At 59.8% G+C, this 16,629-nt stretch carries 17 protein-coding genes and 1 other RNA gene; 4 read left to right on the forward strand and 14 right to left on the reverse strand.

Annotation, left to right across the window (positions count from 1 at the left end):
• Positions 1-5 precede the first annotated feature (5 nt).
• The 9 genes from mraY to rsmI all read right to left on the reverse strand — a co-directional run bounded on the left by mraY (position 6) and on the right by rsmI (position 9,030).
• Positions 6-1,088 (reverse strand): phospho-N-acetylmuramoyl-pentapeptide-transferase, encoded by a 1,083-nt coding sequence (gene mraY, locus KW838_RS07285; protein WP_008016698.1) that lies wholly within the window; start codon positions 1,086-1,088, stop codon positions 6-8.
• Positions 1,088-2,455, reverse strand: a complete 1,368-nt coding sequence (gene murF, locus KW838_RS07290) for a UDP-N-acetylmuramoyl-tripeptide--D-alanyl-D-alanine ligase (protein ID WP_218500795.1) — start codon at positions 2,453-2,455, stop codon at positions 1,088-1,090. Before murF ends, mraY begins: the two co-directional genes overlap by 1 nt.
• Entirely contained in the window at positions 2,448-3,911 is a 1,464-nt protein-coding gene (locus tag KW838_RS07295; protein WP_102698525.1) for a UDP-N-acetylmuramoyl-L-alanyl-D-glutamate--2,6-diaminopimelate ligase, read from the reverse strand. Before KW838_RS07295 ends, murF begins: the two co-directional genes overlap by 8 nt.
• Positions 3,911-5,650: a penicillin-binding protein 2 gene (locus KW838_RS07300; RefSeq protein ID WP_173900782.1), complete on the reverse strand. Its 1,740-nt coding sequence runs from the start codon at positions 5,648-5,650 to the stop codon at positions 3,911-3,913. Before KW838_RS07300 ends, KW838_RS07295 begins: the two co-directional genes overlap by 1 nt.
• Positions 5,650-5,943 (reverse strand): cell division protein FtsL, encoded by a 294-nt coding sequence (gene ftsL / locus KW838_RS07305; protein ID WP_007998257.1) that lies wholly within the window; start codon positions 5,941-5,943, stop codon positions 5,650-5,652. The genes KW838_RS07300 and ftsL overlap by 1 nt, the downstream gene beginning before the upstream one ends.
• The gene (gene rsmH / locus KW838_RS07310; protein ID WP_007972589.1) at positions 5,940-6,887 is read right to left on the reverse strand and encodes a 16S rRNA (cytosine(1402)-N(4))-methyltransferase RsmH; all 948 of its coding nucleotides are present in this window, start codon (positions 6,885-6,887) and stop codon (positions 5,940-5,942) included. Before rsmH ends, ftsL begins: the two co-directional genes overlap by 4 nt.
• On the reverse strand, positions 6,884-7,339 hold the full coding sequence (gene mraZ / locus KW838_RS07315) for a division/cell wall cluster transcriptional repressor MraZ (protein ID WP_007917012.1): 456 nt from the start codon (positions 7,337-7,339) through the stop codon (positions 6,884-6,886). Before mraZ ends, rsmH begins: the two co-directional genes overlap by 4 nt.
• Positions 7,340-7,695: 356 nt before the next feature.
• Positions 7,696-8,049: RNase P RNA component class A (rnpB, locus tag KW838_RS07320), an RNA gene on the reverse strand.
• A gap of 75 nt (positions 8,050-8,124) precedes the next feature.
• On the reverse strand, positions 8,125-9,030 hold the full coding sequence (rsmI, locus tag KW838_RS07325) for a 16S rRNA (cytidine(1402)-2'-O)-methyltransferase (protein ID WP_173900780.1): 906 nt from the start codon (positions 9,028-9,030) through the stop codon (positions 8,125-8,127).
• 177 nt (positions 9,031-9,207) lie between these two features.
• Between rsmI and KW838_RS07330 the strand changes: the two genes are divergently transcribed.
• From KW838_RS07330 to KW838_RS07345, 4 genes are all read left to right on the forward strand, one after another.
• Complete coding sequence (locus KW838_RS07330) at positions 9,208-11,019, forward strand: penicillin-binding protein activator (protein WP_102698527.1); 1,812 nt, start codon at positions 9,208-9,210, stop codon at positions 11,017-11,019.
• On the forward strand, positions 11,019-11,381 hold the full coding sequence (locus tag KW838_RS07335; RefSeq protein ID WP_218500796.1) for a YraN family protein: 363 nt from the start codon (positions 11,019-11,021) through the stop codon (positions 11,379-11,381). The genes KW838_RS07330 and KW838_RS07335 overlap by 1 nt, the downstream gene beginning before the upstream one ends.
• Positions 11,382-11,485: 104 nt before the next feature.
• On the forward strand, positions 11,486-12,079 hold the full coding sequence (locus KW838_RS07340) for a phosphoheptose isomerase (RefSeq protein WP_007972584.1): 594 nt from the start codon (positions 11,486-11,488) through the stop codon (positions 12,077-12,079).
• Positions 12,076-12,654, forward strand: a complete 579-nt coding sequence (locus KW838_RS07345) for a BON domain-containing protein (protein WP_102698528.1) — start codon at positions 12,076-12,078, stop codon at positions 12,652-12,654. The genes KW838_RS07340 and KW838_RS07345 overlap by 4 nt, the downstream gene beginning before the upstream one ends.
• A 165-nt stretch (positions 12,655-12,819) precedes the next feature.
• On the opposite strand, the gene KW838_RS07350 is transcribed toward KW838_RS07345, so the two are convergent.
• From KW838_RS07350 to petA, 5 genes are all read right to left on the reverse strand, one after another.
• The gene (locus KW838_RS07350; RefSeq protein WP_007972582.1) at positions 12,820-13,233 is read right to left on the reverse strand and encodes a ClpXP protease specificity-enhancing factor; all 414 of its coding nucleotides are present in this window, start codon (positions 13,231-13,233) and stop codon (positions 12,820-12,822) included.
• A 16-nt stretch (positions 13,234-13,249) separates the two neighbouring features.
• A complete protein-coding gene (locus KW838_RS07355) occupies positions 13,250-13,867 on the reverse strand; it encodes a glutathione S-transferase N-terminal domain-containing protein (RefSeq protein WP_007972581.1) in 618 nt (205 codons plus the stop codon).
• 150 nt (positions 13,868-14,017) lie between these two features.
• Positions 14,018-14,800: a cytochrome c1 gene (locus KW838_RS07360; protein WP_102698529.1), complete on the reverse strand. Its 783-nt coding sequence runs from the start codon at positions 14,798-14,800 to the stop codon at positions 14,018-14,020.
• On the reverse strand, positions 14,800-16,011 hold the full coding sequence (locus KW838_RS07365) for a cytochrome bc complex cytochrome b subunit (RefSeq protein WP_034149536.1): 1,212 nt from the start codon (positions 16,009-16,011) through the stop codon (positions 14,800-14,802). The genes KW838_RS07360 and KW838_RS07365 overlap by 1 nt, the downstream gene beginning before the upstream one ends.
• Positions 16,011-16,604 (reverse strand): ubiquinol-cytochrome c reductase iron-sulfur subunit, encoded by a 594-nt coding sequence (petA, locus tag KW838_RS07370; RefSeq protein WP_007972576.1) that lies wholly within the window; start codon positions 16,602-16,604, stop codon positions 16,011-16,013. The genes KW838_RS07365 and petA overlap by 1 nt, the downstream gene beginning before the upstream one ends.
• Positions 16,605-16,629: the final 25 nt, after the last annotated feature.

The raw sequence follows: 16,629 nt of genomic DNA on the forward strand, positions 1-16,629 counted from the left end.
AGTTTCTACCTCAGCTTCAGGGTGGCAAGGCCGATCAGCACGAGAATCACGGTGATGATCCAGAAACGGACGATCACACGTGGCTCGGGCCAACCCTTGAGTTCAAAGTGGTGGTGAATGGGCGCCATGCGGAATACGCGGCGACCGGTCAGCTTAAAGGAGGCAACCTGAATGACCACTGACAGGGTTTCCATCACGAACACGCCGCCCATGATGAACAGGACGATTTCCTGACGGACGATCACCGCGATGGTGCCCAGGGCCGCGCCCAGCGCCAGTGCGCCGACGTCGCCCATGAAGACTTGTGCCGGATAGGTGTTGAACCACAGGAAGCCCAGGCCGGCTCCGATCAGTGCGCCGCAGAACACGATCAGTTCGCCCGCGCCCGGTACATAAGGAATCAGCAGGTATTCGGCGAATTTCACGTTACCCGACAGGTAGCAGAAGATACCCAGGCCGCCGCCCACCATCACCGTCGGCATGATCGCCAGGCCGTCGAGGCCGTCGGTCAGGTTGACCGCGTTGCTCGAACCGACAATCACGAAATAGGTCAGGACGATGAAGCCTGCGCCCAGTGGAATGCTGTAGTCCTTGAGCATCGGCAGGATCAGGGTGGTCTCCACCGGCGTGGCGGCAGTCATATAAAGGAAGATCGCCGCGCCCAGGCCGAACACCGACTGCCAGAAGTATTTCCACCGGCTCGGCAAGCCACGGGAGTTTTTCTCGATCACCTTGCGGTAGTCATCAACCCAGCCGATGGCGCCAAACAGCAAGGTCACCAGCAGTACGACCCAGACGTAACGGTTGGTCAGGTCAGCCCAAAGCAGGGTACTGACACCGATGGACGACAGGATCAGCGCGCCGCCCATGGTCGGTGTGCCCGACTTGGACAGGTGCGACTGCGGGCCGTCATTGCGAACGGATTGACCGATCTGACGGTTCTGCAAAGTGCGGATCATCCACGGGCCATAGCACAGCGACAAGACCAGCGCGGTCAGTACACCGAGAATCCCGCGCAGGGTCAGGTACTGGAAGACCGCGAAGCCTTTGTAGAACTGTTGCAGATACTCCGCTAGCAGCAGCAGCATTAATGTTTCTCCGGACTGGACCCGCACAAAGCGGCGACGACGTTTTCCATCGCAGCGCTGCGCGACCCCTTGATCAAAATGGTGGTGTTTGTATCTTGCTCGGCGCCCAGGGCTTTGATCAGTTCAGCCTGCGTGCTGAAGTGAAAAGCCTCTGGACCGAATGCGTTCACGGCGTGAGCCATCATTGGCCCGACGGCGTACAGCGCAGAAACCTTGCCACGGGCGTACTCGCCCACGTCGCGGTGCCCCTGCTCCGCCCATTCGCCCAACTCGCCGATATCCCCGAGCACCAGGACGGTGCGACCGGAAAAGCCGGCCAGTATATCAACGGCAGCGCACATGGAGGTGGGGTTGGCGTTGTAAGTGTCATCGATCACGCGCATGCCATTGCTGGCCAATTGCGCGACGGTGCGTCCCTTGACCGGTTGCACCGCGCCAAGACCGGTGGCGATACCGAACAGCGACACACCCAGGGCATGGGCGGCAGCGGCGGCGGCCATGGCATTGGCGACGTTATGGGTGCCGAGCAGGTTCAGTTGAACGCGCTCTACACCTTCAGGGCTGTGCAGATTGAAGGCCGGGCAGCCACGGGGATCGGTGGCCAGGTCACTGGCGTAGAAATCGGCGCTGGTATTGCTCAACGCAAACGTCAGCACTTTGCGATCACCGGCACGCGTCTTCCAGATACCGAATGCCTTGTCGTCGAGATTGAGCACTGCGACGCCATCGGCCTCCAGCCCTTCGATGATCTCACCCTTGGCTTCAACGATTTTTTCCGGGCCACCGAACTCGCCGACGTGGGCGGTCCCGGCGTTGTTGAGAATGGCCACGTGCGGTTTGGTCAGGCCAACGGTGTAAGCAATTTCACCGAGGCGCGATGCACCGAGTTCGATCACTGCCGCCGTATGCTCCGGCGCCAGTTCGAGCAGGGTCAGCGGCACACCGAGATCGTTGTTCAGGTTGCCACGGGTCGCCAGTACCGGGCCACGGGTGCGCAGGATGCTCGCCAGCATTTCCTTGACCGTGGTCTTGCCGCTCGAACCGGTGACAGCCGCGACCGGATGGGTGTAGGCGGCGCGATTGAGCGCACCCAACTGCCCGAGGGCCTGGCGAGTATCGCTGACCAGTAACTGCGGCAGTGTGCTGTCGGCGACTTCGCGCTCGACCAGCGCGGCCACGGCGCCCTTGGCAGCGACTTCATTCAGATAATCATGACCATCGAAGCGCGGACCGGTCAGAGCAATAAACAGCTGACCCGGCTTGATTGCGCGGCTGTCGATGCTGACGCCGTCGAAACCGGCATCGGTCGACACCAGGCGAGCATTCAGCGCGCCGGTCAGTTCGCTCAGTTGCAAGGCCTTAAGCATGGGCCACCTCCCACGCGGTCAAGGCATGATCGGCCTCGACCAGATCGGAAAAGGCATGACGCTCGCCGTTGATTTCCTGATAGTCCTCGTGACCTTTGCCAGCCAGGACAATCACGTCATCCACCGAGGCACTGGCAATCAGCCGGGCAATCGCCTGACCACGACCGGCAACGAACTCCACTTTATCCACAGCCGTGAAACCGGCGCGGATGTCATCGAAAATCACCGATGGATCTTCAGTGCGCGGGTTGTCGTCGGTCACCAGCACGCCATCGGCCAGGCGCTCGACCACTTCGGCCATCAAAGGACGCTTGCCGCGATCACGGTCGCCGCCACAGCCGAACAGGCACAGCAACCGACCCTTGGCGTGTGGACGCAGGGCCAGCAGTACTTTTTCCAGGGCATCCGGGGTGTGGGCGTAATCGACCACCACCAGCGGCTGCGAACCACCGCCCAAGCGCTGCATGCGACCGGCCGGGCCTTCGAGTTTCGGCAGCACCTTGAGGATTTCGTCCAGTGCGTAATCCAGACCGAGCAACGCGCCGACCGCCGCCAGGACGTTGCTCAGGTTGAAGCGACCGAGCAAGGTGCTGCGCAAGTGGTGCTCGCCCTGTGGCGTGACCAGCGTGGCGCGCACGCCTTCGTCGTCGAATTGCGCCTGGCGGCAATACAGGTAGGCGCTGGAATCTTCCAGGCTGTAGGTGATCAACCGCGACTCGCGCTTGTCGGCGGCCAGTTGCCGACCAAACTCGTCGTCGAGGTTGACCACGCGGCATTTCAAGTCATTCCAGTCAAACAGCCTGGCCTTGGCTTCGCCGTAAGCCTGCATGGTGCCGTGGTAATCCAGGTGATCGCGTGACAGATTGGTCATCACCGCCACATCGAACGCCAGGGCAGTCACACGGCCCTGATCCAGGCCATGGGAAGAAACTTCCATGGCGACGGCTTTGGCGCCGGCCTTTTTCAGGTCCGCCAGGGTCGCTTGCACGGCAATCGGATTCGGTGTGGTGTGCAGGCCGCTTTCCAGCGCGCCGTAGAAACCGCAACCGAGCGTGCCGACCAGGCCACAGTGCTGGCCGAGCAGATCCAGCGCCTGGGCAACCAGTTGAGTGACACTGGTCTTGCCGTTGGTGCCGGTTACGCCGATCAGGTTCAGGTGATGGCTCGGCTCGCCATAAAAACGCCCGGCGATGTCCGACAGCTGAGCCGCCAGACCTTTGACCGGAATCAGCGGTACTTCAGTGATTGGCAGGACCGTGGCACCTTCTACTTCATAGGCCACCGCGGCAGCACCGCGCTGCAAGGCGTCGGCAATATGCGCACGCCCATCGAACTTCCCGCCCGGCACGGCGAGGAACAGATCACCCGCGCGCACGTTGCGGCTGTCCAGGGCGAGTTCACGAATCAGTAGATCGTGGCCGGCGTGAGGGAAAATCTTGTTCAGGCTCAGAGACATCAGCCGCGCCCTCCATTGGCTTTCAGCGGAACGACCGGTGTTGCGTTCGCTTGTTGAGTAGGTGGCAGGTTGTCCGGGGTGATGTTCATCAGGCGCAGAGTGCCCGACATCACGCGGCTGAACACAGGCGCGGATACCAGGCCGCCGAAGTAACCAGCCTTGGTCGGTTCATCGATGACCACCACTATGGCGTAGCGTGGATCGCTCATCGGGCCGAAACCGGCGAACAGCGAACGGTAGGAGTTCTCGGCGTAACCCTTGGTGCCGACCGAGGTTTTACGCGCAGTACCGGACTTGCCGCCCACGTGATACGCCGGCACCTGCGCGCGGAACACACCACGCGGTGCTTCGATCACTTGCTGCAGCATGCCTTGCATGGTTTTCGCGACGGCCTCCGGCAGCACCTGGGTGGTTTGCGGTGCCTTGTCGGTCTTGATCAGGGTCAGCGGTGCAAGGCGACCATTGTTGGCCAGGGCCGAGAAGGCGTGGACCAACTGGATCGCGGTCACTGAAACACCGTAGCCATAGGACAGCGTCGCAGTCTCGGCCTTGCGCCACTCGCGGTAGTTCGGCAGGTTGCCGACGCGCTCGCCCGGGAAGCCCAGGCCGGTGTCCTGGCCGAGGCCGACTTTCTGTGCCAGACGGAAAATGGTTTCGCCGCCGATATCGAACGCGACCTTGCTCATCCCGACGTTACTGGAGTTGATCAGGATGCCGGTCAGGTCGAGCACCGGGCCTTCGGTCTTGGAGACGTCCTTGATGGTGTACTTGCCAATCTGCAAGGAGCCCGGATACACCTCGACGGTATCGCTCGGTTTCCAGCGGCCGGTTTCGATGGCGGCACTCATCGAGATCGCTTTCATGGTCGAGCCCGGCTCGAACACGTCGATCATCGCGCGGTTACGCATCATCGCCGGTTGCAGGTTGCGACGGTTGTTCGGGTTGTAGGTCGGCTGGTTGACCATCGCGAGAATCTCGCCGGTCTTCACGTCCATGATCACCAGGCTGCCGGCCTTGGCGCCGTTCTCGATGATCGCATTGCGCAATTCGCGGTTGGCCAGGTATTGCAGGCGCAGGTCAATGGACAACGCCAAGGGCTTGCCGGCCTTGGCGTTTTTGGTGACCTGGACATCCTTGATCAGCCGGCCGCGCCGGTCCTTGATGACTTGTCGTTTACCCGGCACCCCGGCCAGCCATTCGTCATAGGCCAGCTCGATACCTTCCTTCCCATGGTCATCGATGTCGGTAAAGCCAACCATATGCGCGGTCACTTCACCGGCCGGATAGAAACGCCGGAACTCTTCGATGCCATAAACACCCGGCACTTTCAGGTCGAGCACAGCCTGCCCCTGCTCCGGGGTCAGCCCGCGCACCAGATAAATGAATTCTTTGTTGGCCTGGGCTTCGAGACGTTCGGCCAAGGCTTTCGGGTCCTGCCCCAAGGCAGCCGCCAGTGCCGGCCATTTCTCCTTGGCTGTTTGCATTTCCTTGGCATTGGCCCAAAGGGTGGTGACCGGAGTACTCACGGCCAAAGGCTCGCCGTTACGGTCGGTGATCAGGCCACGGTGAGCCGGAATCGGAATATGACGAACACTGCGGGCATCGCCCTGACCTTTAAGGAAGGCACGGTCGACCACTTGCAAATCGATGATGCGCCAGGCAATCGCGGCCACCATGATGCCGAGCAAACCCAGCACCACGCGGAACCGCCAAGGAAAGAGTGCACCTTCGAGTTTCATCATGGCGCCACCATCTTCACGTCAGCGGCACCGGGGATGTGCATTTTCAATTGTTCGGTGGCCAGCACTTCGATTCGGCTGTGGGCGGTCCAGGTGCTCTGCTCCAGAATCAACCGCCCCCACTCCGCCTGCGCCTTGTCGCGCACGCTCAACTCGTTGTACAGCGAATTCAATAGCTGACGGTTCCAGTGCGCGCTGTAGGACACGCCGATGGCCGAAACGAGCACGCCGACAAACAGCAGCAGCATGAAGAAGCTTCCGCCGGGCAATGGCTTGGCGAAAAGCTTGCTCACCGCAGCTTCTCCGCCACACGCATGACAGCGCTTCGCGAACGTGGGTTGGCTTTGAGTTCGGCGTCGGAGGCCGTCTGCGCTTTGCCATGGACTTTGATTTTCGGTTCGAAGGCAACATGCCGAACCGGCAGGTTGCGCGGCAGGTTGTCGGCTTCGCCTTTCACCAGCTTGCGCATGAACAGTTTGACGATACGGTCTTCCAGCGAGTGGAAGCTGATCACCACCAGGCGACCGCCCACTTCCAGGCACTCCAGCGCGGCTTCGAGACCGGTTTCCAGATCACCCAGTTCGTTGTTGACGTGAATGCGCAGCCCCTGAAATGCGCGGGTTGCGGGGTTCTTGCCCTTTTCCCATGCCGGATTGGCGACCTTCAGGACTTCTGCCAGGTCACCGGTGCGTTCGAATGGCTTGATGTCACGGCGCTCGGCCACGGCCCGGGCCATGCGACCGGAGAAACGCTCTTCGCCGTATTCCTTGAACACCCGGGCGATTTCTTCCACGGGCGCGGTGTTGACGAATTCGGCGGCACTGATGCCACGGGACGGATCCATGCGCATGTCCAGCGGGCCGTCGTTGAGGAAGCTGAAACCGCGTTCAGGGTCGTCGAGCTGTGGCGAAGACACGCCCAGATCCAGCAGAACGCCGCTGACCTTGCCGGCCAGACCGCGTTCGGCGACTTCCGAACCCAGCTCGGCAAAGCTGCGCTGCACAACGACAAAGCGGCCGTCTTCGGCCGCTAGCGTCTGCCCGGTGGCAATCGCTTGTGGATCTTTGTCGAATCCGAGCAAGCGACCATCAGGACCGAGCTGACTGAGGATCAGCCGGCTGTGCCCGCCGCGCCCGAACGTACCGTCCAGATAGCAGCCATCAGGACGTACGGCGAGAGCCTCGACGGCTTCGTCAAGCAGTACGGTGATGTGGTTAAAGCCGCTATCAATAGTCACAGGATTAAATCACGCAGTTCATCAGGCATCGCGCCCGGTTGTTGAATAGCAGCCAGGTCAGCGGCAGAAACCGCGTTCCAGGCATCCTCGTCCCACAATTGGAACTTGTTCAGTTGGCCTACCAACATCGCGCGCTTATCCAACTTGGCATATTCACGAAGACGCGGTGGAACCAGAAAACGACCACTGCCATCGAGCTCGAGATCGACGGCATTACCAATCAGTAAACGTTGCAGGCGGCGGTTCTCTTCGCGAAGCGAAGGCAGTGCGCGCAGTTTGGTTTCAATAATTTCCCACTCATCGAGGGGGTAAACACACAAACAAGGATCAACGGCATCAATTGTTACGATCAATTGACCGGAGCTACGCGAATCGAGCTCGTCACGGTACCGGCTCGGCATTGCGAGACGGCCCTTTGCATCGAGACTGATAGCGTTGGCTCCGCGAAACACGTCAGCGTTTCTCCAAATTCTAGCGTTTTTAGCTCAAAAAACCCACTTCATGCCACTTTCCGCCACTTGCGCACACTATAGGAATGCGCCCACCACACCGTCAAGGCGCGGATTAAAGGAAAACCCTTACAGAACTGAGATTTAGGAGCATTAACGGAGGGGCAACGAGAATCCGGCACATGAAACTGCCCGATAACTTGAATCAGCACAGGAGGCTGCGTTCGGAAGTTAAAGTAATTTATTAAGAGTAAGATTTTTTTGGTATTACAAAAGAGGTTCTGCGGATGAATGTGCAAGGAGGGAAATTGCTATCACCAATCCCCTTGCTCAATGATTTAAGCAGAGAGGAGAAAAAGGTGGAGAGTCGATCTGTAAGCCGGGTTCTGTCTTGAACAGTCATTCGTCTACGATGGCCATCACTGGACATCTTTAGCAACCTACCCGGTCCCAGCGCGGGCCACGCCTTGGGACCCTATTTGGTCTTGCTCCAAGTGGGGTTTACCTAGCCACGAACTGTTGCCAGACGTGCGGTGCGCTCTTACCGCACCTTTTCACCCTTACCGGCGCCGAAGCGCTTAGGCGGTTATTTTCTGTGGCACTTTCCGTAGGCTCACGCCTCCCAGGCATTACCTGGCACTTCGCCCTATGGAGCCCGGACTTTCCTCCCCCCCCTAATTTTCATAGAGGGCAGCGACTGTCCGATCGACTCTCCGCCGCGAAGGTTACCGGCAGAGCGCCCGAAGAACAAGCGTTAAGCGCCGGTGCGCACGCCTGCGCGTCGGGTTTTACTCACCCTTCTGCTTATCCAGCGCGATCTGATACAGCACATTCTTTCGTTCGCCGGTGATTTGCGCCGCCAAAGCCGCCGCACGCTTGAGCGGCATTTCTTCGAGCAACAGATTGAGGATGCGCATCGCCTCGCTGCTGACAGCACCCTCCTCCTCGGGGGCGGACCAGCCCGCCACCAACACGACGCACTCGCCGCGCTGCTGATTGCTGTCCGACTCGACAAACTCGCGCAGCTCGGCCAGAGGCAGCCCCTTGAGGGTTTCAAAGGTCTTGGTCAGCTCACGGGCAAGCAGTGCCGGGCGCTCGGGGCCGAACACCAGCTCCATGTCTTGCAGGCACTCAAGTATGCGATGTGGGGCCTCATAGAAGATCAATGTACGAGGTTCTTCCTTTACCTGCTCGAGGCGTGCTCGCCGCCCCACCGCCTTGGCCGGGAGAAAGCCCTCGAAAATGAAACGGTCGGAAGGCAACCCCGCCGCCGACAACGCCGCAATCAAGGCGCAGGCACCCGGAACCGGCACCACATTGATGCCTGCCGCTCGAGCCTGTCGCACCAAGTGATAACCCGGATCGGAAATCAGCGGCGTCCCGGCGTCAGAGATCAATGCCACGTTGTCACCGGCAAGCAGACGCGTGATAAAGCGACTACCTTCATCCCGCTCGTTGTGTTCATGACAGGCGGCCAATGGCGTCGAAATGCCGAAGTGCTGCATCAAGCGCTGGGAATGACGGGTGTCTTCCGCGGCAATCAAGGCCACTTCACGCAGAATCTTCAGCGCCCGCGCACTGATGTCATCCAGGTTGCCGATGGGCGTCGCCACCACATAAAGCGAGCCAGCAGCGGAATTCAAAGCACCTGGAGCAGTCAAAGCGCACACCTCATGATCGGTAAAAGTCGCCATTGTAGCGCGTAGCGAGGCTCACGATACCCGCAAGCAAACGAGGCATCGGCGACCGTTTGTGCGCTGGCGCAACATTTACACCAGCTAAATTGATCGATTCACGCCAGTAACATCGCGCCCCGGCCAGTGCTTGGGTACAATTCCACGCTAATTTGATCGAGTATCAGGAACGCTTACATGATCGCTTGCCTGCGGCTGTTATCTGCCCTCTGCCTCGCTGCCTTGCTGGCGGCTTGCGCCAGCTCGCCCTCGTCCAGCCTTGGCGAACTTCCACGGACACCGGACGCCAGTATCGAGCAACTGCTTGAGAAGGCCGCCCAAAGCAAATCTGCGGAAGATGCCGCCCTGCTGCGCTTGAGCGCTGCCGACCTGGCCTATCGCCAGGGCAATGCCGGCCAGTCCGCGCAAATCCTGCAACAGGTCCCGGTTGAGCAGCTCAAGCCGGGCCCACAGATTTTCGCCAACACCCTGGCAGCCGAACTGGCCATGACCCGCAATCAGCCCAAGGCCGCACTGGCCGCCTTGAGCCACCCAAGCATGCAATACTTGAGCGAACTGCCCGTCGAGCAACAGGTCCGCACCGGCACTGTTCACGCCCGCGCCCTGGAAGCCGATGGCCAGACCCTCGCCGCCGCTCGCGAGCGCATTTTCATTGCCCCGATGCTTAAAGGTGAAGCCGCGAGCAAAAACCACGAAGCGATCTGGACCCTGATCGCTTCGCTGCCGACCGCGCAATTGCAGCCGAACTCCACCGACGATCTCGGCGGCTGGATGGCCCTGGCCCTGGCCGTGAAATCCGCCGGCACCCTGGAGCAGCAACAGGCCGCCATCGACAACTGGCGCGCGCAGAACCCGAAACACCCGGCCGCCCTTCAATTACCGCAGCCACTGACCCAACTCAAGGAACTGGCCAGCCAGCCCTTGAGCAAGATTGGCCTGCTGCTGCCCCAGGATGGCCAGCTGGCCTCGGTTGGCAAAGCACTGCGCGACGGTTTCATGGCTGCCCACTACCAGGCACAACAGGCCGGGCAGAAACCACCCGCCATCGAGTTTTATGACAGCTCGCGCCTGACGTCCATGGACGAGTTCTACCGCAAGGCCCAGGCCGATGGCGTGCAACTGGTCGTCGGCCCGCTGGAGAAGCCGCTGGTCAAACAGCTGAGCACTCGCCCGCAACTCCCGATCACCACCCTGGCGCTGAACTACAGCGAAGGCGATCAAGGCCCGGCGCAGCTGTTCCAGTTCGGTCTTGCCGCAGAAGACGAAGCCCGCGAAGTGTCGCGCCGCGCTCGCGCCGACGGCCTGCATCGCGCAGCCATCATGGTGCCGAAAGGCGAATGGGGCGATCGCGTGCTCAAGGCGTTCAGCCAGGATTGGCAAGCCAATGGCGGCACCATCGTCGCCACCGAACGCGTCGACCAACCAGTCCAGCTGGCCCAGCAGATTGCCGACATGTTCCAGTTGCGCCAGAGCGAAGGTCGCGCCAAGAGCCTGCAAAGCACTGTTGGCTCGCAAGTAGCGGCCCAGCCGTCGCGTCGCCAGGACATCGAATTCATCTTCCTCGCCGCAACGCCGCAACAGGCCCAACAGATCAAACCGACCCTGAACTTCCAGTACGCGGGCGATGTACCGGTCTACGCCACCTCTCACGTGTTCAGTGCCAGCGGCGACGTCAACCAATACAACGACATGAACGGCATTCGTTTCTGCGAAACACCCTGGTTGCTGGACGCCAACGATCCACTGCGCCGCCAGGTCACCGCCCAGTGGCCACAAGCCGCCGGTAGCCTGGGACGTCTGTACGCCATGGGCGTGGACGCCTATCGACTGGCACCGCGCCTCGGCCAGCTGAAGTCTCTGCCGGACAGCCGCATCGACGGTGAGTCGGGCAGCCTCGGCATGACTCAGAGCCAGCGGGTCGTGCGCCAGTTGCCATGGGCCCAGTTCGCCAATGGCCAGATCCAGCGCCTGCCGGATACCGCCCGCTGATGCCTGACAGGTCACGCCAGCAAAGCGGCATGGATGCCGAGCGCCACGCGCTCGAGCATCTTCAACAACAGGGTCTGCGCCTGCTGGCGCAGAACTGGTGGTGCAAACGCGGCGAGCTTGATCTGGTCATGCTAGATGGCGATACAGTAGTATTCGTTGAAGTCCGCTACCGAAAAGACACTCAATGGGGTGGCGCGCTCGATAGCATCGATGAGCGCAAACGGCAAAAGCTGATTTTCGCCGCGCAATATTTTCTTCAGCGCGAGTCGCGCTGGGCCAATTCCCCTTGCCGCTTCGACGTGATTGCCATCGACAGCCACCTCGATCAGCTGAACTGGCTACAGAATGCCTTCGACGGCTGATCACCGGCATCACGAACCGGACACTATCACCCAACACTTTTGCTCTTTGCTTTGCGGGCTGCACATTCACGTGCCGAACAGCCGCGCTAATTAAGGTCACACAGATGGACATGCAATCCCGAATTCGCCAGCTTTTTCAGGCCAGTATCGACACCAAGCAACAGGCGATGGAAGTTCTTGCACCGCACATCGAGCAAGCCAGCCAGGTCATGGTCAACGCCCTGCTCAACGAAGGCAAAATGCTTTCCTGTGGCAACGGCGGCTCAGCCGGCGACGCCCAGCACTTTTCGTCCGAGCTGCTCAATCGCTTTGAGCGCGAGCGCCCGAGCCTGCCGGCCATTGCCTTGACGACCGACAGCTCGACGATCACCTCGATCGCCAACGACTACAGCTACAACGAAATCTTCTCCAAGCAGATCCGCGCACTGGGCCAACCGGGCGATGTGTTGCTGGCTATCTCCACCAGCGGCAACTCGGCCAACATAATTCAAGCGATCCAGGCCGCACATGATCGCGAAATGATTGTCGTAGCATTGACGGGACGTGATGGTGGCGGCATGGCGTCGCTGCTGTTGCCCGAGGACGTGGAGATTCGCGTACCGGCCAACGTCACCGCTCGTATTCAAGAAGTCCACCTGCTGGCGATCCATTGCCTTTGCGACTTGATCGACAGCCAATTGTTCGGGAGTGAAGAATGACCCCTAATCGCCTTGGCCTACTGGCCTTGACTCTGTGCCTCGGCATCAGCGGTTGCACCTCGGTGGTGACTGCCAGCCGTGAAGCACCCATTGAAGATGACCGCGGCACTCGCACACTGGGCAGCAAGATCGACGACTCCCTGATCGACACCAAGGTTGGCGTGAACATCGCCAAGGCCGACCCGGCCCTGGACAAGGACTCGCACATCGTCGTCACCAGCTACAACGGTGTCGTGCTGCTCGCCGGGCAAACGCCACGCGCAGACCTCAAGGCCAAGGCCGAACAGGCCGCCGCCGCGGTCCAGCGCGTGAAGCAGGTGCACAACGAGCTGCAAATCATGGCCCCCTCCTCGCTGCTGGCGCGCCAGAACGACACCTGGCTGACCACCAAGATCAAGACCCAGATGCTCGCTGACGCGAACATCCCTGGTTCGCGCATCAAGGTCGTCACTGAAAACGGCATCGTCTACTTGCTGGGCCTGCTGACCAAACAGGAAGCTGCACAGGCGACCAACCTGGTGCAAGGCGTATCCGGCGTGCAGAAGATTGTGAAGCTGTTCGAGTACATCGATTGATCCACATCTTGTAGGAGCGAGCTTGCTCGCGAAAAACGTCCGGTGAATGCGCCCATTCAGACAGCCCGCGCCATCGTTCACGCCCATCGCGAGCAGGCTCGCTCCTACATCGTTTGAAGGTGGTGAAGTAATAAAAAAGGCGATCCATCCGGATCGCCTTTTTTATTACTTCACCACCTTCAAACTGGGGCGACCGCTTGGACGCGGTGGCTCGCTGTCCGGTGGCGGAAGGTCGTCATCCGGTTCGATGTCGTCGTCCTCGCCCATCGGCGACTCCAGATCAAACACCATGCCCTGGCCGTTCTCCCGGGCGTAGATACCCAGGATCGATGCGATAGGCACGTACAAGGTGTGCGGCACGCCACCGAAGCGCCCCTCGAAACTGACCGCCTCGTTGTCCATGTGCAAGTGGCGCACGGCTTGTGGCGATACGTTCAGGACGATCTGGCCGTCACTGGCAAAGCCTTGAGGCACCTGCACCGACGGATACTCGGAATTGACCAGCATATGCGGGGTGCAATCGTTGTCCACAATCCACTCATAGAGCGCGCGGACCAGATAAGGTCGACTGGAGTTCATAGCGGCTCCTTAAGCCTTAGCGCATGTCGCGTTCGACACCAGACAGACTCGCCTGGAAAGCCTCACGCGCAAACTGGCGCTCCATATAATCAAGCAGCGGCTTGGCCGGCCGCGGCAGTTCTATACCCAGAATCGGCAATCGCCAGAGTATTGGCAATAGGCAGCAGTCCACCAGGCTTTGTTCCTCACTGAGGAAAAACGGCTTGTCGGCAAACAGTGGCGACACACCCGTCAGGCTTTCGCGCAACTCCTTGCGAGCCACGGCACGGGCCGCCTCCTTGGTCCGCGAATCCAGAATCAGATCCACCAGACCACACCAGTCCCGCTGAATGCGGTGTATCAGCAGGCGACTGTTGGCACGCGCCACGGGATAAACCGGCAGTAGCGGCGGGTGCGGGTAACGCTCATCCAGATATTCCATCACCACAGTCGACTCCCACAACGCCAGGTCGCGATCGACCAGGGTGGGCAAGCTGCCGTAAGGGTTCACTTCAATCAGTTTAGGCGGCTGGCGTCCAGCTTCCACGTAAATGATCTCGGCGCTGACACCCTTCTCTGCCAGTACGATGCGCACTCGGTGGGAATAGTGGTCGGCGGGGTCGGAGTAACAGGCCAACCGATTGGTCACGCCCATGGCGATCCTCCTCGCTTGTAGAAATTATCGAAAGCGGAAAAACGAGCGCGCCCAGAGGGCGCCTCCCGTAACGACTGGATCACCAGTATCGCTACCTATTCAGAGGCGCCCTTGGGCGCGCGCGATTAACAGCAATAGCTTGAAGCTTTATCAGTGCACGTCTTTCCAGTATTCGCGCTTGAGCAGGTAAGCGAATACGAAGAAGAACGCCAGGTACAACAATACGTACGTACCGATGCGCTGATGTTGCAGCTTAACCGGGTTAGCCGAGTAAGCCAGGAAGGTTACCAGATTCTTGACCTTCTCATCGAACTGCTCTTCAGTCAGAGCACCGCTTTTCGGCACGATGGTCAGTTGATCGCACGCTTCATGAGTCAACGGCGTGCCGGTCAGCGGATCATATTGCTTCTTGCCGTCTTCGACGATCGGAACCTGTTTGCATCCCACTATCTGGCGACCTTGCAGGCCGGCCAGGACGTTAGGCATGCCCACGTTCGGGAAGACCTTGTTGTTCACACCCCATGGGCGCGAAGGATCTTCATAGAACGACTTCAGGTAACCGTAGAGCCAGTCAGTGCCACGCACACGGGCAACCAGGGTCAGGTCTGGCGGTGCAGCACCAAACCAGGCCTTGGCGTCCGCAGGCTGCATGCCGATGCTCATGTGGTCACCGATCTTGGCACCTGTGAACACCAGCTTCTCCAGCATCAACTCATGGGGAATACCCAGGTCGTCGGCAACACGCTCATAGCGCTGGAACTTGGCACTGTGGCAACCCATGCAGTAGTTGGCGAACGTACGCGCACCGTCCTGCATGGCTGCCTTATCGGAAACGTCAATGTCGACTTTTTCCAGCTCAGGACCACCGTGTTCGGCTGCGAAAGCGAACACTGGCAGCGCAGCAAGCATCAATACAGCAAATAGTTTTTTCATCAGCCAGTCACCCTTTCCGGAACCGGTTTGGTCTTCTCGAGCCTGGTGTAGAACGGCATCAGAATGAAGTAGGCGAAGTACAGGAACGTGCATACCTGCGACAGCAGCGTACGGCCTGGAGTCGGAGCCAGCACGCCCAACACACCCAGGATCACGAACGAGATGCAGAACACCCAGAGCCAGATCTTGCTCAGCCAGCCCTTGTAGCGCATGGACTTGACGGGGCTACGATCGAGCCACGGCAGCACGAACAGCACAGCGATGGCCGCGCCCATGGCGATGACACCCAGGAGCTTGTCCGGAACCGCACGCAAGATCGCGTAGAACGGGGTGAAGTACCAGACCGGAGCGATGTGCTCTGGGGTCTTGAAGGCGTTCGCCACTTCGAAGTTCGGCTTCTCGAGGAAGTAACCACCCATTTCCGGGAAGAAGAACACGATCGAGCAGAAGATGAACAGGAACACCACCACGCCGACGATATCTTTCACGGTGTAGTACGGGTGGAAGGCGATGCCGTCCAGCGGTATACCGTTTTCGTCCTTGTGCTTCTTGATGTCCACGCCGTCCGGGTTGTTCGAACCGACTTCGTGCAACGCCAGGATGTGCAGTACCACCAGACCGAGGATGACGATCGGCAGGGCAACCACGTGCAGGGCGAAGAAGCGGTTCAGGGTAATGCCGGAAATCAGGTAGTCACCACGAATCCACTGGGTCAGGTCGTTGCCGATGACCGGGATCGCACCGAACAGCGAGATGATCACCTGGGCACCCCAGTAGGACATCTGGCCCCACGGCAGCAGGTAACCCATGAAGGCTTCGGCCATCAGCGCCAGGTAGATCAGCATGCCGAAGACCCACACCAGCTCGCGCGGCTTCTGGTACGAACCGTAGAGCAGGCCACGGAACATGTGCAGATAGACCACGATGAAGAACGCCGAAGCGCCGGTGGAGTGCAGCAGACGCAGGATCGAGCCGTACTCGACGTCGCGCATGATGTATTCGACAGAGGCAAACGCCTCTTCCGCCGACGGGGTGTAGCTCATGGTCAGCCAGACACCGGTAACGATCTGGTTGACCAGAACGAGCAATGCCAGGGAACCAAAGAAGTAGAAAAAGTTGAAGTTTTTCGGAGCGTAATACTTGCTGAGATGGTCTTCCCACATCTTGGTCGCGGGAAAGCGCGCATCAACCCAATCCATGAACTTGCTCATCACGCTTTCTCCGTATCGACGCCAATGACAATGATCTCATCGGTCTCATAGGAATGCGGGGGAACTGGCAGGTTCAAAGGCGCAGGTTGCGACTTGTAGACGCGGCCAGCCAGATCGTAATGGGAGCCGTGGCACGGGCAGAAATATCCACCTACCCATTTCGGACCAAGATCCGCAGGTGCCACTTCCGGACGGAAAGTAGGCGAACAACCCAAGTGCGTGCAAATGCCGATCAGCAGCAGAACTTCTGGCTTGATCGAACGTGTTTCCGGGTTGACATAAGCCGGTTGCGTCGATTGTTTGGAATCAGGATCGGCGAGATCACCTTCGATCTTTTTCAGATTCCCCAGGATTTCCGGTGTACGGCGGACGATGAACACCGGCTGACCGCGCCACTCAGCAATCATCTGCTGGCCTGGCTCGATTTTGCTGACATTCACTTTCACCGGTGCACCAGCGGCTTTCGCCTTGGCACTGGGAAACCATGACCCCACGAACGGGACCGCAGCCCCCACCGCTCCTGCAGCACCCACCACGGATGTGGCTGCTACCAAGAAGCGACGCCGGCCTGTATTCACGCCGTCATTGCTCATTCAGTCCTCTCCCATCAGCTTTGTG

The organism is Pseudomonas sp. PDM27, from assembly GCF_019219205.1.
GTDB classification, from domain to species: Bacteria; Pseudomonadota; Gammaproteobacteria; order Pseudomonadales; family Pseudomonadaceae; genus Aquipseudomonas; species Aquipseudomonas laurylsulfatiphila.